At 69.3% G+C, this 21,348-nt stretch carries 19 protein-coding genes; 13 read left to right on the top strand and 6 right to left on the bottom strand.

Going from position 1 to position 21,348, the window contains the following annotated elements:
• Positions 1 to 43: 43 nt before the first annotated feature.
• Together JJ685_RS08475 and JJ685_RS08480 are read left to right on the top strand one after the other, a co-directional pair.
• On the top strand, positions 44 to 1,618 hold the full coding sequence (locus tag JJ685_RS08475) for a multicopper oxidase domain-containing protein (RefSeq protein WP_201673821.1): 1,575 nt from the start codon (positions 44 to 46) through the stop codon (positions 1,616 to 1,618).
• Complete coding sequence (locus JJ685_RS08480; RefSeq protein WP_201673822.1) at positions 1,615 to 1,983, top strand: hypothetical protein; 369 nt, start codon at positions 1,615 to 1,617, stop codon at positions 1,981 to 1,983. Before JJ685_RS08475 ends, JJ685_RS08480 begins: the two co-directional genes overlap by 4 nt.
• Here JJ685_RS08480 and JJ685_RS08485 read toward each other — a convergent pair.
• Entirely contained in the window at positions 1,980 to 4,139 is a 2,160-nt protein-coding gene (locus tag JJ685_RS08485) for an AMP-binding protein (protein ID WP_201673823.1), read from the bottom strand. The two genes, JJ685_RS08480 and JJ685_RS08485, sit on opposite strands and share 4 nt — an antisense overlap.
• Before the next feature lie 204 nt (positions 4,140 to 4,343).
• Between JJ685_RS08485 and JJ685_RS08490 the strand changes: the two genes are divergently transcribed.
• The 6 genes from JJ685_RS08490 to JJ685_RS08515 are packed head-to-tail and all read left to right on the top strand — an operon-like array spanning position 4,344 to position 8,270.
• Positions 4,344 to 4,580, top strand: a complete 237-nt coding sequence (locus tag JJ685_RS08490) for a hypothetical protein (RefSeq protein ID WP_201673824.1) — start codon at positions 4,344 to 4,346, stop codon at positions 4,578 to 4,580.
• On the top strand, positions 4,577 to 5,044 hold the full coding sequence (locus JJ685_RS08495; RefSeq protein ID WP_201673825.1) for a response regulator: 468 nt from the start codon (positions 4,577 to 4,579) through the stop codon (positions 5,042 to 5,044). The genes JJ685_RS08490 and JJ685_RS08495 overlap by 4 nt, the downstream gene beginning before the upstream one ends.
• Positions 5,045 to 5,054: 10 nt before the next feature.
• Complete coding sequence (locus tag JJ685_RS08500) at positions 5,055 to 5,906, top strand: response regulator (protein ID WP_201673826.1); 852 nt, start codon at positions 5,055 to 5,057, stop codon at positions 5,904 to 5,906.
• Between the two features lie 46 nt (positions 5,907 to 5,952).
• Positions 5,953 to 7,269, top strand: a complete 1,317-nt coding sequence (locus tag JJ685_RS08505; RefSeq protein ID WP_201673827.1) for a cytochrome c3 family protein — start codon at positions 5,953 to 5,955, stop codon at positions 7,267 to 7,269.
• 10 nt (positions 7,270 to 7,279) lie between these two features.
• Positions 7,280 to 7,915, top strand: a complete 636-nt coding sequence (locus JJ685_RS08510; RefSeq protein ID WP_201673828.1) for a cytochrome b/b6 domain-containing protein — start codon at positions 7,280 to 7,282, stop codon at positions 7,913 to 7,915.
• A 19-nt stretch (positions 7,916 to 7,934) separates the two neighbouring features.
• On the top strand, positions 7,935 to 8,270 hold the full coding sequence (locus JJ685_RS08515) for a c-type cytochrome (RefSeq protein WP_201673829.1): 336 nt from the start codon (positions 7,935 to 7,937) through the stop codon (positions 8,268 to 8,270).
• Between the two features lie 276 nt (positions 8,271 to 8,546).
• Here the strand turns inward: JJ685_RS08515 and JJ685_RS08520 are convergent, their stop codons facing one another.
• Both JJ685_RS08520 and JJ685_RS08525 read right to left on the bottom strand, forming a co-directional pair.
• A complete protein-coding gene (locus JJ685_RS08520; RefSeq protein WP_201673830.1) occupies positions 8,547 to 9,974 on the bottom strand; it encodes a sigma-54-dependent transcriptional regulator in 1,428 nt (475 codons plus the stop codon).
• Entirely contained in the window at positions 9,971 to 11,605 is a 1,635-nt protein-coding gene (locus tag JJ685_RS08525) for a sensor histidine kinase (protein ID WP_201673831.1), read from the bottom strand. The genes JJ685_RS08520 and JJ685_RS08525 overlap by 4 nt, the downstream gene beginning before the upstream one ends.
• Positions 11,606 to 11,851: 246 nt before the next feature.
• Here JJ685_RS08525 and JJ685_RS08530 point away from each other — a divergent pair, with 246 nt between their 5' ends.
• The 3 genes from JJ685_RS08530 to JJ685_RS08540 all read left to right on the top strand — a co-directional run bounded on the left by JJ685_RS08530 (position 11,852) and on the right by JJ685_RS08540 (position 16,730).
• On the top strand, positions 11,852 to 12,616 hold the full coding sequence (locus JJ685_RS08530) for a substrate-binding periplasmic protein (protein WP_201673832.1): 765 nt from the start codon (positions 11,852 to 11,854) through the stop codon (positions 12,614 to 12,616).
• 34 nt (positions 12,617 to 12,650) lie between these two features.
• Entirely contained in the window at positions 12,651 to 14,294 is a 1,644-nt protein-coding gene (locus tag JJ685_RS30245; RefSeq protein WP_201673833.1) for a methyl-accepting chemotaxis protein, read from the top strand.
• A gap of 216 nt (positions 14,295 to 14,510) precedes the next feature.
• Positions 14,511 to 16,730, top strand: a complete 2,220-nt coding sequence (locus JJ685_RS08540) for a patatin-like phospholipase family protein (protein ID WP_236598848.1) — start codon at positions 14,511 to 14,513, stop codon at positions 16,728 to 16,730.
• A 188-nt stretch (positions 16,731 to 16,918) separates the two neighbouring features.
• Here the strand turns inward: JJ685_RS08540 and JJ685_RS08545 are convergent, their stop codons facing one another.
• Positions 16,919 to 18,052 carry an RNA methyltransferase gene (locus JJ685_RS08545; protein ID WP_201673835.1) on the bottom strand — a complete coding sequence of 378 codons (1,134 nt, stop codon included), beginning with the start codon at positions 18,050 to 18,052 and terminating at the stop codon, positions 16,919 to 16,921.
• Between the two features lie 53 nt (positions 18,053 to 18,105).
• Here JJ685_RS08545 and JJ685_RS08550 point away from each other — a divergent pair, with 53 nt between their 5' ends.
• A complete protein-coding gene (locus tag JJ685_RS08550; protein ID WP_236598849.1) occupies positions 18,106 to 18,495 on the top strand; it encodes a hypothetical protein in 390 nt (129 codons plus the stop codon).
• Between the two features lie 365 nt (positions 18,496 to 18,860).
• Here the strand turns inward: JJ685_RS08550 and JJ685_RS08555 are convergent, their stop codons facing one another.
• Together JJ685_RS08555 and JJ685_RS08560 are read right to left on the bottom strand one after the other, a co-directional pair.
• On the bottom strand, positions 18,861 to 19,370 hold the full coding sequence (locus tag JJ685_RS08555; protein WP_201673836.1) for a hypothetical protein: 510 nt from the start codon (positions 19,368 to 19,370) through the stop codon (positions 18,861 to 18,863).
• Between the two features lie 78 nt (positions 19,371 to 19,448).
• Positions 19,449 to 19,943, bottom strand: coding sequence for a DUF2938 domain-containing protein (locus tag JJ685_RS08560; protein ID WP_201673837.1), 495 nt, complete (start codon positions 19,941 to 19,943; stop codon positions 19,449 to 19,451).
• A 194-nt stretch (positions 19,944 to 20,137) separates the two neighbouring features.
• On the opposite strand from JJ685_RS08560, the gene JJ685_RS08565 reads away from it, so the two are divergent.
• Positions 20,138 to 21,076 carry an alpha/beta hydrolase family protein gene (locus JJ685_RS08565; RefSeq protein WP_236598850.1) on the top strand — a complete coding sequence of 313 codons (939 nt, stop codon included), beginning with the start codon at positions 20,138 to 20,140 and terminating at the stop codon, positions 21,074 to 21,076.
• Positions 21,077 to 21,348: the final 272 nt, after the last annotated feature.

Raw genomic sequence — 21,348 nt, forward strand, 5'->3', positions numbered from 1 at the left:
TCCTCGCTAGACTCGCCCGCACCCGCATCACGAGGGCGAGAACATGCACCGAACGGTCTTTGCCAGGCTCTCTTCCGGGGCGCTGCTGGGCGCCTGCCTCGCCTTGCTGCCCGCGTGCAGCGAGAAGATCCCCGAGCGGCCGGCGGCGACGCCGGCCTCCGCGCCCGCCTCGGCGCCGGCCTCCGCGCCGGCCGCCGGCACCTCGCAGGGCCCTGCCGACGGCTACGACATCGCGAGGATGGACCTGAAGCCGGTGCCGTCCGCGGTCTCGGCCGAGCGCCACACCGGCTCGTTCGCGCTGGGCGCGTCCCTCAACATGGGCGCCGCGCTCAAGCCGCTCGATCCCTCGCCGGTGAAGGAAGTGCGGCTCGACACCACGCACAAGGTCATCGACATCGCCCCCGGGGTGAAGTTCAGCGCCTGGACCTTCGGCGACACGGTGCCGGGGCCGACGGTCCGTGCCCGCGTGGGCGACCGCATCAGGTTCACCATGACCAACCGCTCCGACGAGGCGATGCCGGGCGTCAACGTGACGGCGGCGCCGATGATGCACTCGATGGACTTCCATTCGGCGATGGTGTCGCCGCAGGACAAGTACAAGTCCATTGCGCCCGGGCAGACGATCTCCTTCGAGTTCACCCTGAACTACCCGGGCGTGTACATGTACCACTGCGGTACGCCCATGGTGCTCGAACACATCGCCTCGGGCATGTACGGGATGATGATCGTGGAGCCGCGCGGCGGCTACCCCACCAAGGTGGACCGCGAGTACGCCATCATCCAGAGCGAGTTCTATACCAGGCCCGACCCCGGCAAGCGCAAGGTCGACGGCGTGCCGCTGTACGTGCTGGACGGCGAGCGCGTGCGCACCAAGGCGCCCACCTACACCGTGTTCAACGGCCGCTACAACGGGATGGTCGAACAGCCGCTGCCCTCCAACCCCGGCGAGCGGGTGCGCCTGTTCGTGCTGAACGTGGGGCCGTCCAACACCTCCAGCTTCCACGTGGTGGGCACCATCTTCGACCGGGTGTGGTTCGAGGGCAATCCGGACAACCAGTGGCGCGGCGCGCAGACCGTGCTGCTCGGGTCCTCCAACAGCGCGATCGTGGAATTCATGGTGCCCGAGGCGGGCAGCTACGTGATGGTCGACCACCACTTCGCCAACGCCTCGCAGGGCGCGATCGGCCTGATCGCGGCCGGCGCGCAGCCGCCGGGCGGCGACCCCGAGCACCACAACATCCCGGCCACGCAGCTGGTGCCGACGGAGCCGGTCGCGCAGAAGGCGCAGCTCGCCTTCCAGTCCAAGTGCCTGGCCTGCCACTCGCTGGGCGGCGGCGACAAGCTGGGGCCCGACCTGCTGGGCGTGACGAAGCGGCACGACGCGGCCTGGCTCGCGCGCTGGCTCAAGTCGCCGGAGCAGATGCTGCAGACCGACCCGACGGCCAAGGCCATGCTGGACCGCTGGAAGGTCCCCATGCCGAACCAGGGCCTCAGCGACGACGAGGTCAAGGGCTACCTCGCGTACTTCAAGTGGGCGGATGCGAACGTGCAGCCGGCGAAGACGGCCGTGGCGCCGGCCGCTGCGGCCAGCGCGCCGGCCTCGGGGCCGAGCCGATGAAGGCGGCCGCGCTCGCCCTGCTGCTCGCGGCGGCGGTGCCGGCGCACGCCTGCGGCGTGTGCGCCGAGGACAAGGTCGCGGCGACCTATGACCATCGCTCGGTGCAGGAGGCGCTGGCCCGGGGCCGGGTGGTGGTCTATTGCGAAGTGACGGGCCTGCGCGACGTGCAGCGGGCGCGCCAGGCGGCCGCGCGGGTGCGCGGCGTGGACGCGCGCAGCGTGCGCGTCTCCGCCGAGCCGGCGGCGCTGTCCTTCGTGCTCGACCCGAAGCAGCAGCCGGCGCCGGCGGCGGTGCTTGCGCTGCAGGCGGCGCTGCCGCCGGGGGCGAGGCTCGCGATCCTGAAGGTGGAGGGCGGCGCGCCCTAGGCGGCCGCCACGCCGTTGCGGAACGCGTCCGCCAGCTTGCGCCGCAGCAGCTTGCCGGTCGGCGTGCGCGGCAGCGCGGGCAGCTCGTGGAAGGACCGCGGCCGCTCGTGCGGCCGCAGGGCCGCGGCGCGCTCCTGCAGCACCTTCTCGACCTGCGCGTGCTCGCCCGGCCTGGCGGCGTAGAACAGCACGACGGAATCGACGCCGTCCTCGTCGGGCACGCACACCGTCGCCGCCTCCAGCAGGCCCGGCGTGCCGGCGCCCAGCTTGTCCTCCAGCTCCACCAGGTTGACCCAGCGGCCGCGGATCTTCACCAGCGAGTCCTCGCGGCCGGCGAAGCGCCAGCCGCCGCCCTGCGTGTGCACGAACAGGTCCGCGGGGCAGAAGGCGTCGCCCCGGAAGGCCTGCGCCTGCGCCGCGGGGCGATCGAGGTAGCCGCGCGCCACGGTGGACACGCGAAAGCCCAGTCGCGTGGGCAGGCCGGCGGCCGCCGCTTCCGGATCGAGCGGGTGCACCTCCACGCCGGGCGAGGGTTGCAGGCCGTCGTCGCCGGCCATGGCCGTCAGCACCAGCACCAGCGTTTCGGAGGCGCCGTAGCCGTCGATCATGTCGATGCCGGTGGCCTGCCGCCAGGCCTCGCGCAGGCTGGCCGGCAGCGTCTCGCCGGCCGACACGCACTTGCGCACGCCCGCCGCCACCAGCGCCGGCGCGAGCCCCGCGTGCAGCAGGTTGCGGTACAGCGAGGGCACGCTGAAGAACACGCTGGGCGTGTAGCGTTCGACCGAAGCCGCCGCCGACGCGGCCGTCGGCCATTGCGGATCGAGGATCACCGTCGCGCCGATCTTCAGGCCGGCGAACAGGCTGTTGGTCTGCGGATAGGAGAAGAACAGGCGCGAGGTCGCGAACAGGCGGTCGCCCGCCACGATGCCCAGGCGTTCGCGCGTCACGCGCTCGATCTCGCGCGCGAAGCGGTGACTGTGCACCACCGCCTTCGGCTTGCCCGAGGTGCCGGAAGAGTGGCACCAGAAGGCCGGCGTGTCGTCGTCGACGAGTTCCGGCGCCAGCGGCTCGGCGGCCGCCACCTCGCGCCGGCCCGGCTCCAGCAGGATCACGCGGCTGGTCCAGGGCGCCGGCGTGTCGTCGGCGTGTTCCGCCAGGATGATGCTGAAGCCCGCCTCGTCGAGGATGTAGCTCCATTCGGGCGCCGGGATCTGCGGGTTGACGGCCACCGCCACGCCGCCGGCCCAGAGGGTGCCGAGGAAGGCCACGACCCAGTCGATGCCGTCCGGCAGCTTGATGGCCACGCGGTCGCCGGGGCGCAATCCCCGCGCCTTCCAGGCGCCCGCCGCGCGGGCCACGCGATCGCGCAGCTGCGCGTACGTGAGCTGCTGCTCGCCGCAGACCAGCGCCACTTGCGCCCCGTCGGCCTGCGCCAGCAGCAGGGCCGCGCCGTTGATCCGCGCAGCCTCCGCCGGCGCCGCGGCGGCGGCCTGGCCTTCGCGGCGGTCCGGCTGGCGGGCCAGCCAGCGCTTGTATTCCGCGCACAGGAGGTCCGCGTGCTCGCGCTCCTCGGCGCCGAGTTCGAGGTAGAGGCGCTGCTCGCCCGAGCCCGAGGGCACCGTCGCCGCGCGCGTGCGGAAGAAGGCGGCGGCGCGGTCCTCCAGCGCGATGGCGATGCGGAACAGGTTGTCCGGATCGTCCGGCCGGTGGTCGACGTGCGCGAAGATGCCGGCCACCTCGAGCCGGAACGCGGGCGAGGGCTCCGGCACGTCGACGTGGTAGCGGCGCCGCAGCGTCTCCATGTGCTCGCCCTCCATGACCGCGAAACGCGAGAACAGCGCGCGCAGTTCCTCGTCGCCGCAATCGGCCGCGGCGCGCTGGTAGAAGGCGCGGCCGCCGAGCTCGATCTCGAATGCCATCCGGACCGCATTCACCGCCGCCCGGTCGGCGCTGAAGACGGCCCGCGTGTCGTGGCGCAGGGTCAGCCGGCCCCCGCACTGTGGGCAGCGGCCATAGGGGAAGGCGAAGCCTTCGCTGAGCTTGCCGCACTCCTCGCACTTCCAGTGGGTGGGCGCGTCCGCGCAGCAGAGATCCGGGGGCTCGGCGCCTTCGGCCCCGGGGGCCTGGCATTTCGGGCAATGCGCGGTGCGGTCCATGGCTGACTCTCCATGTGGACGTGTTGATGCGACGCCGGCCCGCAGCAGGGCGCGGCGTGCCCGCGGTGCGGGCGCGTTTGACTTTGTCTCCAGCTCTCGTTCTTTTCGCTGCTCGCCGCAGTAAACAGCGCGGTGCCATTTGCTACTTTGACGTGGCTCAAGGCTTGCGGCGGCATCAGGGTCAGTCCCGAGGAGGCCGGGTGCATGAAGCAATGCTGCACCCCCTGCCCGCACCAGACCCTTGATTCCATTGGGTTTCGATTGCCGCAACGGGCCGGGGTGCATATCGCGCATGTACTTCGCGCCGCCGCCCGCGCCGTCGCTGGGGCCGACGAAATCGCGCAAGTGCGTGCCGCCAAAGGAGAAACGCGGCACCTGCTCGGCTTGGCACGGCTGATGCTCAACCCCAGTCAAGCAAAACAACACCAACCGACACCATGAAACCCGCCGCAAGGATCCTGATCGTCGACGACGAAGAAGTCGTCCGCCTCAGCTACATGCGCATCCTGGCCAGTGCCGACTGCCAGGTGGAGGCGGTGTGGACCTGGGCGCAAGTGAAGCAGGCGATGGACGAAGAGCCCTTCGACCTCGTGCTGCTGGACCTGCGCATGCCCGGCATGGACGGACTGGAAGTGCTGCGGAACCTGAAGGCGCGCTGGCCGGACAGCGAGGTGATCATCATCACCGGCTATCCCACCCTCGCCTCGGCGAAAGAAGCGGTCACGCTCGGCGCGTACGACTACCTGACCAAGCCCGTGGGGCCGGCGCAGGTGATCGCCGCCGCCAACGCAGCGATGCTGCACAAGCTCTGGGCCCTGCACGACGACAGCGCGCGCACGGCCCCATCGGATCAGGAAAAGAGTGGTCCTGAAGCGGCCGGGTTTCCGTCTAACCCGATTCATTGAGGGAAACATCATGACAGCACTGCGCAAACTTCTCGTCGTCGACGACGACCCCGTGGTGGGAGCGAGCTTCAACCGCGTTCTGTCCGGCAAGGGCTACATCGTCGTGTCGGCCGAAAACGGCAACGACGCGCTGGCGAAGCTGCAGGCCGAAAAGTTCGATGCCGTCTTCACCGACCTGCGCATGCCCGGCATGGACGGCCTGCAGGTGGCGGAGCGGGTCCGCGCCGCCCAGCCCTGGACCCCGGTGGTGATCGTCACCGGCTACGGATCGCCCGCCAGCGAGGCGAGGGCGCGCGCCGCCGGCGTGAGCGCCTTCCTGCAAAAGCCGCTGTCGCCCGAGGTGATCGAGGACAGCGCCGCCATGGCGGTGCGCACCGTGGTGCAAGGCGTGTCGGCGCCCGTCCTCGAGGTACCGGCCGTGGCCGCGGCCCCCATGACCGCCGAGGCGCCTGCCGCCGAAGAAGCACCGCGCGGCGGCGTGCTCACGCTGCTGAAGAACATGGTCCTGTTCCTGGCAGCGCCCTTCATCGGCCTGCTGTACGCGGTGCTGCTGCCCTTCGTCGGGCTCGGCATGCTGGCCTGGACGGCGATCAAGGGAATGCGCGAGGCCAGGGGCAGGGCGGCGGAACAAGCGGCGGCGCCCGCGATGAAAGAGCCGGTGGTCGAAGCGGTCGTGCCCGAAGCGATGGCTCCGGCGGCCGCCGAAACGCCGAACCGCGGCATGGCGGGCGCGGCCAAGGTCGCGATCGGCATCGTGGCGGCGCCCTTCCTCGGTCTCGCCTGGATCCTGGTGATGCCTTTCGCCGGACTGGCCGCCCTGACCTGGTTCGGGATCAAGGCAGCGGTCGAACGGGCCAGCTAAGTTCGGCAGGCACGCGACCCCCAAGGCACGAAGCGGGAGAAAAGAAATGACAAGCAGTCAACGATCGCGGCTCGCAGCCTCCTGGGCGACGGCCCTGGCACTGGCCCTCACGCTGGTGTCGGGGCCGGCGCTCGCTGCCGACCCGAAGGACGCCACGCTCTCCAGGGAAGACCAGGCCTGCCTCGAATGCCATGCGAAGCCGGGCCTGCGCAAGACCCTCGCCAACGGCGAAACCCTGCCGCTGTACATCGCGCCGCAGCCGTTCGCCGAGTCCCGCCACGCGCGGGAAGGCTGCGAGGGCTGCCACTCGCAGATCGACACGGCCACGCACGGCAAGCCCGGCAACGAGCAGAAGCTGGCCAGCAAGCGCAGCCACGCCGTGGAGTCGATGGAGACCTGCCGCGACTGCCACCAGAAGACCATGAAGAAGTACGACGACAGCGTGCACTGGGCGCTCGTCAAGACCGGCAGCGCCAAGGCGCCGCTGTGCGCCGACTGCCACAACCCGCACGCCACGAAGTCGACCAAGGAGGCCAACGCGGCGGACGACGCGCTGTGCCGCCAGTGCCACGAGAAGGTGACGCAGGCCTTCACCGCCAGCGTGCACGGCACGGACGGCGAGAACCTCGAATGCAAGGACTGCCACCGCACGCACGACGTGAAGGCGGCCACGGTCGGCGACCACCTGCGCGGCCAGTGCCTGTCGTGCCACAAGGAAACGGCCGCCACGCACGCCAGCTGGCTGCCCAACGCGGGCCGGCACCTGGAGGCCGTGTCCTGCGCCGCCTGCCACGCGCCGAACGCGACGCGCCGGGTGGACCTGCGCATCCACGAAGCCCGGGGCGAGAAGGCCGCCGAGAAGGTGGGCGTGCCGCAGTTCGTGCAGTTCACCAGCAGCGCGTCCGGCAAGGGCGGCCTGGACGGCCGGGCCCTCTGGAGCCTGCTTCAGGACCTGAGCCGCGGCAACGGCGACGACAGCCGCACCTTCGTGCGGGGGCGCCTCGAGGTGCAGACCGGCGTCGAGGCGCACTCGCTGGCCGCCAAGGGCAAGGCGCTGAAGGACTGCGCCACCTGCCACAGGAAGGGCGCCGCCGCCTTCCAGAGCGTCACGGTCAGCATGATCGGCGCGGACGGCCGGCCGCTGCGCCAGGGCGCCAGCCAGGGCATCCTGAACTCCGTCGAGTCCATCGGTTCCGTGGCCGGCTTCTACGCGATCGGCGGCACCCGCATCAAGCTGCTCGACGCGCTGCTCGTCATGGCTTTGGCCGGCGGCGTGCTGCTGCCCGGCGCGCACCTGGCGATGAAGGTGATCAGCGCCCGCCGGCGCAAGGCGGCCGACCAACGCACTTCGGACTCGGATTGAGGAGAACACCATGAGCAAGGTCTATGTCCATCCCCTGCCGGTGCGCATCTGGCACTGGGCCAATGCCGTCCTGTTCCTGCTGCTGGTGGCCACGGGCGTGCAGATCCGCTACCTGGACCTGTTCGACTACATGGCCTTCGGCACGGCGGTGCAGCTGCACAACTGGGTCGGCTTCGCGCTGATCGCCAACTTCTTCGTCTGGCTGCTGTTCTACCTGTTCTCCGAACGCAACAAGGCCTACCACCCCGAGTTCAACATCGTGAAGCTCGCGCAGGCCTCCTTCGAGCAGGCGAAGTACTACGGCTGGGGCATGTTCCGCGGCGAGCACAACCCGCACCGCATCGACCCGTACCACAAGTTCAACCCGCTGCAGCGCACGCTGTACCAGATCCTGATGCTGTTCCTGCTGCCGCTGCAGTTCGCGACCGGCATCCTGATGTGGGACATCAAGCGCTTCTCGGCCTTCGTCGAGATGATGGGCGGGCTGCGCGTGGTCTCGACGGTGCACGTCCTGATCTTCATCTTCTTCGTCTTCTACCTGTTCTTCCATCCCTACCTGGCGACGCTGGGCCACACGCCCACCGCGCACATCAAGGCGATGGTGACGGGCTACGAGGACGTCGAGGAAGAGCAACCGGCAAGCTGATTTCAACGAGGAGGGAAAGATGAAAGCGAGAACCTGCCTGGCCGCCGCGGCGGCGCTGTTTGCCCTGTCGCTGCCCGCGACGGCGGCGGTGGACGCCGACGCGGCGCTCAAGCTGGCGAAGGACAACGGCTGCACGAAGTGCCACTCCGTCGACAAGGCCAAGAAGGGCCCGGCCTACCAGAAGGTGGCGGCCAAGTACAAGGGCAAGGCCGATGCCGAGGCGAAGCTGGTCGACTTCATGACCAAGAGCCCGAAGGTGAAGCTGGACGACGGCAGCGAGGAGGACCACAAGGCCGTCAACACCAAGGATGCCGCCCAGCTGAAGAACCTGGCACAGTGGGTCCTGTCGCAATAGGGTAAGGCCGCCAGGATCGGGGCCCTGCCGGGACGAGGGTCGGCGACAGGGTCCCTTTCTCTTTCTATTGGGGACTGAAAAACCAAACAGCCGAACGCAGAGGGCGCAAAGGTTACGCGGAGGACGCAGAAAAAGCCCTGAAGAAAATCTTGTTCTTCGGCTGTCCTTCTGCGTCCTCTGCGATTTCTCTGCGCCCTCTGCGTTCGGCTGTCTGGTTTTTTGCTGCGGCCGTCGACCGCTTCTCTTCCTGGGCCCGGAATTCGGTGAAGAGCCTTTCTATTCGGGCAGCTCCTCGTCCGCCTGCGCCTCCGTGTCCCGCACCCGGATGTTGTACTTCTTCATCAGAGCCTGGAAGTTCGCCCGCTGCATCCCCGCCGCCTCCGCGCTGCGCGTGACGTTCCACACGTTGCGCTTCAGCGTCTCCTGCACGAACAGCTTCTCGATGTCCTCCACCGACTTCTCGCGCGCGATCTTCTTGATGCGCTTGAGCTCCTCGCCGGTGCGCGGCACCTCGAGGCCGCTGGGGGGCGCTCCTTCCAGGATGCTCGCCAGGTGCGCCTGCCGGATCATGTCGTCGTCCTGCGCCAGGATCACCGCCCGCTGGATCGCGTTCTGCAGCTCGCGCACGTTGCCGGGCCAGCCATGGTTCACGAGCAGGCTCAGCGCGCCGTCGGAGATCCGCGGCACCGGCCGGCCCAGCTCCCCGCAGAACGCCTTGAGGAAATGGATGGCGAGGGCAGGGATGTCGTCGCTGCGCTCGCGCAGCGGCGGCACGTGGATGGGGAACACGTTGACGCGGTAGTACAGGTCCTCGCGGAAGCTGCCCTCGGCCACCATGGCCTTGAGGTCGCAGTTGGTCGCCGCGACCAGCCGGACGTTGGTGGCCTGGATGCGCGTGTCGCCCACCGCCCTGAACTCGTGCTCCTGGATCACCCGCAGCAGCTTCGCCTGCGTCGACAGGGGGATGTTGCCCAGCTCGTCGAGGAACAGCGTGCCGTTGTTGGCCAGCTCGAACACGCCCCGCTTGGCGGAGACGGCGCCGGTGAAGGCGCCCTTGACGTGCCCGAACAGCTCGCTTTCCAGCAGGTTCTCCGACAGCGTGTTGCAGTCCACCGCCACGAAGGGCTGGTCCTTGCGCAGGCTGTTGTAGTGGATCGCCCGCGCGACCATCTCCTTGCCGGTGCCGCTCTCGCCCGTGACCAGGACCGTGCAGTGGGTCGGGGCGCACTGGGCGACGAGGCGGTAGACCGCCTGCATGGGCGCGCTCGCGCCGACGATGTTCTCGAACCGGTACTTCGCCCCGGCCTCCGACTTCAGCGCGCGGTTCTCGCGCAGCAGGCGCTGGCGTTCCAGGGCGCGGTCCACCACCAGCTTCAGCTCGTCGGGGTCGAAGGGCTTGGGCAGGTAGTCGAAGGCGCCGATCTTCATCGCCCGCACCGCGGTCTGGATCTGCGACAGGCCGGTCATCATGATCACGTCGATGTCCGGGTGACGCTCCTTGACGTGCTGCAGCACCTGCAGGCCGTCGATGTCGGGCATCATGATGTCCAGCACCACGACGTCATAGCCACCGTCGTCGATGCGCCGCAGCGCCTCCCAGGGCTCCAGCACCGTCTGCACTTCGTAGGCGTCGCCCGCCAGGATGCGGGCGCAGCTGCGCAGGACGATGTCCTCGTCGTCGACGATCAGGATGCGTGCTTTCATGCGATGGCCTCCGGCGTGCCGTGCCCCGTCTGCGAGGGCTGCGGCGGTAGCGCGACGGGCAGGAACACGTGGAACGTGCTGCCGGCGCCGACGGTGCTCTCGACCTCGATCTCGCCGCCGTGCGCCTTGACGATGCCGTAGCTCACCGACAGCCCGAGGCCGGTCCCCTTGCCGACTTCCTTGGACGTGTAGAAGGGTTCGAAGATGCGCTGCAGGTTGGCCTTGTCGATGCCGCAGCCGGTGTCGCTGATCGCGATCTCCACCACGGGCTGCGGGTCGCGCAGGGGCAGCTTGCGCGCGGGGTGCAGCCGGGTGCGCACGGTGACGCGGCCGGCCGCCGGAATGGCCTGCTGCGCGTTCACCAGGATGTTCATCAGCACCTGCTTGAGCAGGTCGGCGTCGGCGTGCAGCCGCGGCAGCCCCGGGTCCGCTTCCAGGGTGATCTGGACCTGCTGCAGCGCCGCGGAGCGCTCCACGAAACGGACGGTCTCCCGGGCGATCTCGTTGAGGTCGACCTCGGCCTTCTCGGGCGGCTTCTCGCGCGCGAAATCCAGCAGCCGGCGGATGATGCTCGCGCAGCGGCGCGTCTCGCGGATCACGAGGTCGAGGTCCTCGGCGTCCTGGCTGCCCGCCGGCGCCTTCTGGCGCATCAGGGAGGTGAAGGTGAGCACGCCGGTCAGCGGGTTGTTCAGTTCGTGCGCGATGCCGGCGGCGAGCTGGCCGATGGCCGCCAGCTTCTCGCCGCGGGCGACCTCGGCCTCGGCCAGCCGCAGTTCCTCGGTGCGTTCCTTGACCTTCTCGCCCAGCGTGGCGACCCAGTCCTCCAGTTCCTGGCGCGATTTCTTCAGCGCCGCCATCATGGTGTTGGTGGACCGCGCGAGCTGGCCGAATTCGTCCGCGCTGCGCACAGGGATGGCCTGGTCGAAGTCGCCGGAGGCGATGCGCTCCGAGCCGCGCGCCAGGTCGCGCAGCGGCCGGTAGATCAGGCGGCGCAGCAGCCAGCCGACGCTCACCGAGACCAGCAGCACGAAGCCCAGCGAGACGAGCATCATGCGGACCACGTGGGTGGTAAGGTGCTCGTTGGCCTGGTCCAGGGAATAGGTGATGTCCACGACCCCGAGCACCGGCTCCTTCTCCGGCGACGCGTGGCAGGACGCGCGGGCGCACGAGGGCTCGTTGCGGATCACCTCCATGTTCCCGAGCAGCTGGTGGTGGTCCGGGGTGTCGAAGAGGCGCCACCGCACCTTGTGCGGTTCCTCGCCCAGGACCTTTCTCCCGGTATGGCACTGGGAGCAGTGCTCGGCGTCCTCGTCGATGTGCTGCCCGACCTCGCCGGCCACGTTGGAGTGCGCGATGGTGCCGTTCTTGCGCAGCACGCGCACCCGGCGGATGCTTTCCTGCTTGCCGATGTCCTCGATGATCCGGTCGACGATCGCGGGCTCGTCCTGCATCATCGCGAAGCGGGTGCTGCGTTCGATCACCTGCGACAGCTGCGCCATGTGGGTGACCATCGTCTGCAGCTGCTCGCTGCGCTCCTGGCGCACCAGCAGGGCGATGAACAGCATCATGGTCGCCCCGAGCACGAGGGTCAGGTAGAGACTGACTTTGAACTGGAGGCTTTTCGGCGTCATTGCCGGTTTGTTCTTGTTCCCAGCCGGGGCAGAGCCGGACAGGCCGAGTGTGCGCCCATGGCCGCCGCGGGCTCTTGATGGCCCGCAAGGAAAGAATGCGCATGTTGCGCGCACGTGAACGCCGCGCGAGGGCGGCGCTTGATCCATGTCATCGGGCGGCGAAGCGGCAGACGTTTTCGGCAAGTCTGCAACGCTGGGTTTCTGCACCAGAAACTACAGTGCGAATCACTACTACACGGACCTCCAATGAAACTTACTCGTCGTCAGTTGGGATTCGCCGCCGCGGGCTTCACTGCCCTGGCCACCTTGTCCTCCTCCGCGTTCGCCGCCGGCCAGGTCACGATCTATACGTACCACATCCACCCGCCCTTCGTCCTGGAGGCGGGCAAGGGCCTCAGCTACGAGCTGGCCGACACCCTGACCCGGAAGGCCAAGGGAGCCGCCACCTTCAAGATCGAAACGGTCACGCGCGCGCAACTGGACAAGCTGATGGCGACGCCCGACTTCTCGGGCGTGGTGGCGTGGGTGGCCCCCAAGTGGATGAAGGACGAGGACAAGACGACCTACCTGTGGACCACCGGCGTCATGGAGGACGCGAACCTCATCCTGTCCAATGCGAAGGCGAAGATCGACTACAAGGATCCGTCCTCGCTGAAGGGCAAGCAGTTCGGCGGCATCACGGGCCACAAGTACGCGGGCATCGACGATCTCGTCGCGACGGGCGCGATCAAGCGCGAGGACGCGGAGAAGGAGCGCAACAACCTGCGCAAGCTCGAGGCCGGCCGCCTCGACGCGGCGCTGCTGCCGCGCGCCACCGCCAACTATCTGCTCAAGGAGATGGATCTGGTGTCCAAGATCTATATCGCTCCCACCCCCCAGAGCACCTACACCCGCCAGATCCTCGTTCCCAAGCGCAGCCCGGAGCTGCAGAAGCTCCTGAACGACCTGCTCGCCGACATGGGCAAGGACAGCGCCTGGCAGACGACCCTGAGCACCTACGGCGCCAAGTAAGCCACCGACCCGACACTCGATTCCCGGAAACGCCATGCAGTTCAACCGGCTTCACATCGGAACCCGACTGACGGTCGGCTTCGCCACCGTCCTCACGCTGCTGCTGATCTCGGTGATCGCGGCAAACCTCGTCAACCGGCGCAACAGCTCGCTGATGGTCGCGGGCATCACGCTCGCCAACAGCAAGATGACGCAGGCGAACATCATGCAGAGCTCGCTGCTCGAGGCCGGCCTGGCCATGCGCAACATCGGCATGTTGGCCGAGACTGCCGCGATGGAGCAGGAAAAGGCCAGGGTGCAGGCGCAGCAGAAGCGCTACGAGCAGGCCCGCGCGACCCTGGCCGAGCTCGGGCTGGACAGCACCGAGCAGCAGGCGGTGGAGGACGTCGGCCGGCTCACCAAGGAGATGGACGCGGCGCTGGAGCAGGCCTATGCGCAGGCCGTCGCCTTCAACCCCGAGGCGGCCGGCCGCATCATCACGGGCAAGATCGAGCCCCTCAACCAGCGCGCGCTGGCCGAGATCCGGAAGCTGCAACAGGCGCAGGAGGCGGCGGCCGCCGTCGTCCTGAAGTCCTCCGTGTCGGCGGGCGAGAGCTGGATGAACCTGCTGCTGGGCGTCGCGGCGCTGGGCCTGGTCATCGGCGCCGTGGTGGCGTGGATGATCACGCGCAGCATCGTCGTGCCGCTGCAGGGCGCAGTGAGCCTGGCGAAGCGGGTGGCCGCCGGCGACCTGCGCTCGCGGGTCACCGTGCTGGGGTCCGACGAGATCAGCGAGCTGCTGCATGCCCTGCAGGACATGAACGACAGCCTGTTCCGCACCGTGTCGGAGGTGCGCCGGGGCACCGACAGCATCACCGGAGCCTCGGGCGACATCGCTTCGGGCAACGCCGACCTGGCCGAGCGGACGGACGCGCAGGCGTCCGCACTCGCGCAGACGCGCCAGACGATGGCGGCCCTGACCGACGCCGTGCGGGAGAATGCGGCCAGCGCGCAGCAGGCCGACGGCGTCGTGCGTTCGGCATCGGAGCATGCTGTGCGCGGCGGCGAAGTCGTGCACGAAGTGGTCCAGACGATGGGCGCGATCAAGGAGAGCTCCAGCCGCATCGCGGACATCACCTCGGTGATCGACGGCATCGCCTTCCAGACCAACATCCTGGCGCTCAACGCCGCCGTGGAGGCCGCGCGCGCAGGCGACCAGGGCCGCGGCTTCGCGGTGGTGGCGGCCGAAGTGCGCACCCTGGCGCAGCGCTCGGCGAGCGCGGCCAAGGAAATCAAGCAGCTGATCACCGACTCCGTGGAGAAGGTGGACGCCGGCGGCAAGCTGGTCGATGCCGCGGGCCGCAGCATGGACGACATCGTGGCCTCGGTGAAGCGCGTGGCGGACATCATGGGCAAGATCGCCGCGTCGAGCACCGAGCAGCGGGCGGGGATCGAGGCGGTGGACGTGGCCATCGAGCAGATGGACGAGATGACCCAGCGCAACGCGGCCCTGGTGGAAGAGGCTTCGGCGGCCGCCCAGAGCATGCGCGACCAGGCGAAGACGCTGGTGCGCACCGTGAGCGCCTTCGAGCTGGGACAGGGCGACGTGCGCGTGTTCGCCGATCGCCCCGTGCCGCACGGGGGCCACGCGCGCCTTGCGGGCGCCGCGCTCGCGCTGCCGGAATCGGCGGCGGCCTGAGCGGCCCGGGGCCCAGCGCGCCTGGGCCCCGGTGCCTTCGTGGCCGGCGATCGACCGGGTGGCGCAGCAGCGCGCCACTTGGCAGCAGGCCCATGACGATCTTCGACCGGCGTAACCGGTTACCGTGACGCGCGGGCCGGAACGATGTGCCGGCCGCGGTCCAGTCGGACCAATGGGCAATTGACCCCACCTCGCCCGCCCTGCACGGTAGCGTCCATGCTCCGCGTCCTGTGCATCGCGATCGCACTGGCTACCGTTGTCGCATCGGCCCACGCCCAGCAGCCTCCACCCGGGGCGGCGGGCACGCCCTCCGTCCGCCCCCGGATCTGCCTGGTCCTTTCCGGCGGCGGCGCGCGCGGCGCGGCCCACGTCGGCGTGCTGAAGGTGCTGCACGAATTGCGCGTCCCCGTCGACTGCGTGACGGGCACCAGCATGGGTGCGATCGTCGGCGCCGCCTACGCGTCCGGCACGCCGGTGGCGGAGATGGAGGCCCTGCTCGGGAAGCTCTCCACGGAGCTCCTGTTCGAGGAACTGCCGCCCCGGGAAGAACGGGCGGTGCACCTCAAGCGGGACGACGCGACCAACCTGGCGCCGCTGGACATGGGCGTGGACTCGCGCGGCCTCATGCTGCCGCAGGGCCTGGTCTCCGGGGTGCAGCTCGAGACCGTGCTGCGCGAACTGGGACGCACGCATGGTTTCGTGCGCTTCGATGCGCTGCCGATTCCATTCCGGGCGGTGGCGACCGACCTGGTGAGCGGCAAGCCGGTCATCCTGTCGCAGGGGGAGCTGGCCTCCGCGATGCGGGCGAGCATGTCGGTGCCCGGCGTGCTGCAGCCCGTGCGCATCGACGACAAGCTGCTGGTGGACGGCGGGCTCACCAACAACCTGCCGGTCGACGTGGCGCGCGCCCTCGGGGCGCAGGTCGTGATCGCGGTCAACCTGGGCACCCCCCTGCTCAGGCCGGAGCAGCTGGGCACCGTCCTGGGCGTCACCGGCCAGATGGTGAACATCCTCACCGAGCAGAACGTGCAGGCCTCGCTCGCCTCGCTGGGCCCTCAGGACATCCTGGTGGTGCCGAAGCTGGGCGACTTCTCCGCCTCCGACTTCGACCACCTGCCCGTCACCGTCCCCATCGGCGAAGCCGCGGCGCGCGAGGTGGAGCAAAGGCTGCGGCAATACGCCGTGTCGCCGCAGGCCTATGCCGCCTGGGAGGCCCGGCGGACCACCGCGGTGGCCGCCGCCAATCCGCCGATCGACGAAATCCGGTTCAACGACCTGAAGCGGGTGAACCCGGAGATCGCCCGCGGCGTGATGGCCACCAGGCCCGGCGAGCCCATCGACCAGGCCGTCCTCGACAAGGACATGCAGCGCCTGTTCGGCACCGGCGATTTCGAGCACGTGAGCTACCGCATCCTGGAGGAGCCCGGCAAGCGCATCCTCGTCGTCGACGCGGTGGAGAAGTCCTGGGGGCCCAACTACCTGCGCCTCGGCCTCGGGCTCTCGTCCGACTTCAAGGGCGATGCCTTCTTCGACCTCGTGGGCAGCTATCGCATGACCTGGCTGAACCGGCTCGGCGCCGAATGGCGCTGGGATGCGCAGGTGGGCCGCACCACCCGCCTGTCCACCGAATTCACGCAGCCGCTGCAGCGCGGGCAGGGGCTGTTCGTCTCCCCGCGCTTCGAGTTCCTCCGCCGGCCGGTGGACGTGTTCCAGGCGGACCAGCGCATCGCCAGCTACGACACCACCGAAACCCAGGCCGGGGTGGAACTGGGCGCGCAGTTCACCCGCTACGGCGAAACCCGCGTGGGCCTGGTCCTGGCGCGCACCCGGGCCACGCTCGACACGGGCCTGCCGGTCCTGGAAGTGGCCAGCGACTATGTCTCGCATACCGCGTTCACGTGGCGCGCGTTGGTCGACCAGTTGGACAACATCAGCTTCCCCCGCAAGGGCTACGGGGCGTCGTTCGAGTTGATCGCCGCCCGCAAGGCGCTGGGCGGCGACCTCGACTACACGAAAGGGGAGCTCTCGGGAACCTATGCCCATTCGTTCGGCGAGCACACGGTCGCCCTGTCCGCGCGCCTGGGCTCCGCGCTCGGCTCGAAGCCGCTGCCGCCCGGGCGCCAGTTCCAGTGGGGCGGCTTCCTGCAGCAATCCGGCTATCCGACCGGCGCGCTGCTGGGGGAGGAACTGCGATTCGGCCGGGTGGTGTACTACAACCGCCTGCACAGCTGGAGCGTATTCGGCGGCCTCTACGGCGGCGCCTCGTTCGAAGTGGGCCGCATGGGCAAGCCGCTGGTGCCGGGCAACCAGGAGGGCACGCTCTATTCGGGCGCGCTGCTGCTGGGGGTGGACACGCCGATCGGCCCGCTGTACCTGGCCTACGGGCACGCTTCGCGCGGCCTCAATGCGTGGTACCTGTTCCTCGGCCGGCCCTGAGCGGCCACGCGCGTAAATCTCGAGGGCAGTTGCAGGTTCAGTCCGAGGGGGATGGCGCAGGTGCCGCGTCGGTCCGTGGCGCGCAGGCCACCATGGACCAAGAGCCAATGTGCGCCAGGGAGCTCTTCGGCTTCAATGCAGGCGTGCGGGGCGTCGCAGAAAGCTGGAGGGGATCCTGACCGACCGATTCACCAATCGCCCCCCTCCGGGGCTGCGTCGCCCCCGCCATCCATTCCTGCGCTGCCCGCTGTTCCTGCGGGCATCCTGGGCGGGGCCACCAATGCCTGGCGATCCGTGGAAGCCGCCGCCGGTGCGACGGACATCCTGATCACGGAGCGCGCGCGCAACTGGCCGCAGCCGCCCTCCACGTCCTGCGCCGCCGACTGGCGCAGCTTGGTGAGGATGCCGCGCTGGTGCAGCGTGCGGGCGATCCCGGCCGCGCGCTCCCACGAAGGCCGCCTGAAATCCAGCCCGTCGACCTTGTTGAAGGGGATCATGTTCAGCACGCCGTACCGGCCGGAAAGCAGCCGGACGATGCCCTCGATTTCGTCCTCGCCGTCGTTGACGCCCTCCAGCAGCGTCCACTGGTACTGGATCGGATAGCCGCTCGCGCGCCCGTAGGCATCGGCGGCTTCGACCAGAGCCTGCGGCGTCATGCGGGGGGCGCGCGGCAGCAAGGCCTCGCGCAGTTCCGGCTTCGTGGTGTGCAGCGACAGCGCCAGGGCCGGCTTCACGTGTTCGCGCGGCAGGCGCTCGAACACGCGCGGGTCGCCCACCGTGGAGAACACCAGGTTCTTGTGGCCGATGCCGCCGGCGGTGCCGAGCAGGGCGATCGCGTCCAGCACGGCGTCGAGGTTGTGGGCCGGTTCGCCCATGCCCATGAAGACCACCTTCTTCACCGGGCGGCGCGCGCGCGCCGTGGCGACCTGGGCCACCATTTCGGCACTCCCGAGCTGCCGCTCGAGGCCGCCGCGGCCGGTCATGCAGAAGCGGCAGCCGACGGCGCAGCCGACCTGCGAGGAGATGCAGAGGCCCTCGCGCGGCAGCAGCACGCTTTCGACGGTCTGGCCGTCGCGCAGCGCGACGAGCAGGCGCTCGGAGCCGTCGGCGCCGGGATGGACCGAGGCGATCCGGGCCAGGCCCTGCAGCTCGGCCTCGATGGCGGGCAGTTCGGCGCGCAGGCCGGCCGGCAGGAAGTCCTCGATGCGGCGCTTGCCGCTGTCCATGGGCAGCGCGTTGCTCCACAGGCGCAGGATGCGGCGCTCGTGGGTGGGGCCGGCGCCAGCGGCGCGCAGGCGAAGTCGCAGGGTCTCGAGATCCATGGGGTACCCCGGATTGTGCCGGCACGGCGGGAACCGCTCGCGGACAATGCCCCATGCCCCTGAAGCTCCAGCCCTTCGTCCAGGTCGACGACACCCCGTTCTCGGTGTCGCCGGAAGACATCCTGCGCACGCACGGCAAGCCCTGGCGCTCGGGCCGCAATGGCGTCGGGCTCCACGAGATGGACTACGGCCACGTCGTCTACCGCTTCCAGGACTGCGGCCGGCTGGAGGAGGTGACCCTGCAGGCACAGGTGGTGGCCATCGGCAACGTCGCGGTGCCCTTCGATGCGCTGGCCGGCTTCATTCGCGGCCAGGATCCCCGGGCCTTCGAGCGGGCCGGCTTCCTGGTCAGTCCCGGTTTCGGGATGGCCTTCGACCCGCGGGAGCCCTTCTGGGTCACGGCGCTGGCGCGCCACTGCCTGGGGGAGTGGGAGGCCTTGTGAAGGAAGAACGGGCCGCAAGCGCGGCCCGTGAAAGACCCGTGAGGAGTTTGCAGGGAACCTTCAGGAGCACGGGTGAAGGGATGCTAGGCAGCGGAGCCGCCGGACCCTAGGCACCTTCTGCGCGGTGTCGCAGCACCCCTGGGTCGGTCGACAATTCCCGGCGGTGGCCCTTGAAGGTGGGGTCAGGGCTGCCTATCAGTGGGAAAGCCGGATGCGGCGCGGCCCATCCCCGATACGCTCGGCCTGCCGTGCGTGCGCGGCGGTTCGGCACCTTGGTTCCTTGTGTCGCCGTGTAGTGGTTGTATCGGGACGTGTAGCGGCGGTCGAACCTCACCGCGCAGCCCCGCCGCGATGGGACAGCCGGCCTATTTGCGGGGGAGGGCGGACTCGCGGTCCACCATCATCTGAATCATCTGCTCCAGCATGGCCATCCGACGCTCCATGGCGCCGTGCATCCCCATCATGCCTTCCATGCCCTGGGAGCAGCCCGCTTCGGGCGCGGCCTCGGATGACTTCGGACCGGCGCCGTCGCGCTGCCCGTGCATGCCGCCCATCCGGCCCATGCCCATGCCGCGCGGGCCTGGGGCTGGTTCCGCCTCGGACAGCAGGGCCATGCCGGATCGCATCAGCTTCATGTGTTCGTCCATGAGGCCTTGGCGTTCGGCCGGCGTCCTCGCCGCCTGCATGCGCTTGTGCATGTCCCGCATCTTGTCCATCTGCGCGCTGAACTCGTCACCGGAGCCAGCCCGCGGTGCGACCGGACCCGAGGCTGCTGCCGCGGGGTGGTGCGCAGCGTGGTGGTCGGGGGAGGGGGCCTGGGCGAAGACGGGCGTCGCGAACGCGGCAACGACGAGCGCAAGTGCGTTGGCTTTCATGATGGTTCCTCCGGAACTGGAATCCAGCATGGGCGCTCGGGGCCGGGCCGTGTTGATGCGCGTCAGGAATGGGGATCGTCAGCGAGGAAACTGCGCGATGGCCACGGCGGCGAAGTACATGCCAGCGCCGAACACGGAGTGGTTTGCAATGCTTCGCAGGCAGTTCCTGAGCGGGGCAGGGGTCTTCAAGGCAAGGAATCCCGACCCCATGGCGGGCTGCATGACGAAGAGCGGCGCCACCACCGTGAGCAGACCGAAGGCCAGTGCCGGAACGAAGGTGGGCTGTTCGGCCCACTCGGCGCCCACCCATGCAATGAGCCCGGCGGCATACGCGATGCCGATGACGTAGTGGGTCATCCAGCCGAGTGCGAGTTCGCCCCGTACCGCAGGCGCCTTCGCGATGGGCGCGTGGGCAAATTGCCCTCGAGGCATATGCCCGACCCAGCGACCAACCAGGCCCCAGTTCGTCGTGGGCACTCCGAGGCGACCGAGCAAGACCAGCCACGCGTCCATGACGACCGTGGCGCCTACGCCGATGAGGAAGACGGTTCCGATGTCGTGGGCCGAGAGCATGGGGGTCCTTTGCGTTGACGGGTTTCGAGGCTCGAATTCTTCACGCTCGCGGTCATTCGGGCTTGAACGCAGAGGCTGTCTCCGCAGCCTTCTTGTACACCGCGAGCCCGCCTGTCGCAGCGCATGGCCGTCTGCTGACGGCACGCTACAGTCGTCGCTCGCCGCTGCCCCCCCGCGGTTCCTGGAGGCACTCCGTGCGCCTGCTTCGCGTCTTGCTGCGCCCCCGCGTTCTGGTCGCCTTGGCTCTGCTCTCCCTCGCGGGCCATGCGGGAGCGCAGCATGCCGGATACCGGACGTTCATCGTCGCGGAAGAGCCTCCCACGACGGTCGCGCTGTTCTATCCGACGGCAGTAGCAGCCCGTACCGTGTCCATGGGGCCCTGGCAGCCTGTGGTTGCCCCTGGTGGCGCAGTTGCCGAGGGGCAGTTCAGGGGCCTGATTCTGGTGTCGCACGGCACGGGTGGCTCGGAGTTCAATCACCACAACCTGGCCACGAGGCTGGCCAGGGACGGGTACCTCGTTGCGGCCGTGCGCCACCAAGGAGACAACTACCAGGACCGTTCCCTGGTCACTTCCGGCCGCTACTTCGCCGAACGCCCCCGGCAGCTCAGTCGAGTGCTGGATGCGCTGCTGGCGAGCACTGAATGGGGGGCCCGGATTCCCGCCGGGCGCATCGGTGCCGTAGGCCATTCCGCCGGGGGCTACAGCGTGCTCGCGCTCGCGGGTGGGCAGGCCGAGCCCGCGCGCGCGGCGCAGCACTGCCGCGCGGTGCAGGACGACCCGGGGTTCTGCTCCTTGGCCAAGGGACCGGCCGGCGCGGAGTCTCCCGGGGTACAGGACGCATCCCCCGCCAGGGTGACGTCGCCAGAACAGCGGGTATCCGTCTCCGACGGTCGCATCCGCGCGGTGGTCGTCCTCGCTCCGATGGCGGTGGTGTTCACGGCAGAAAGCCTGGCCGCCATCAAGGTGCCCGTACGCGTCATGATGGCCGAACGCGACGCTGCTCAACGGCAAGTACCACGGCGGACACGTGGTTGCCAGCCTGCCCACGGCTCAAGCCAGCACCGTGGCCGGCGCGGGGCACTTCGCCTTCATGGCGCAATCGGCAATTCCGCTGCCTTCTGCGGCAGGTGACGCCGCAGCCAATCCACCCGGTTTCGACCGTGCGGCGTTCCTGCCCGAACTGGAGAACCAGGTTTCGAGGTTCTTCGAAGACCACTTGCGTTGAGCGCGCGATCTCCGGCAGGCGCTCCTGCGGGCCCGCGGTCCGGACTGGGCGCCGCGGTGAGGGCGTAGCTGCGCGAGCCGGGTCAACTCCTCTAGTGTCGGCGAGCGATAAGTTGCTGATTTCATTGGATACTTGGTTCTGTGGGCACATGAATTAACTTCAGTGGACGCGGATGTAA

This window comes from Ramlibacter monticola, from assembly GCF_016722785.1.
Taxonomy (GTDB): domain Bacteria; phylum Pseudomonadota; class Gammaproteobacteria; order Burkholderiales; family Burkholderiaceae_C; genus Ramlibacter; species Ramlibacter monticola.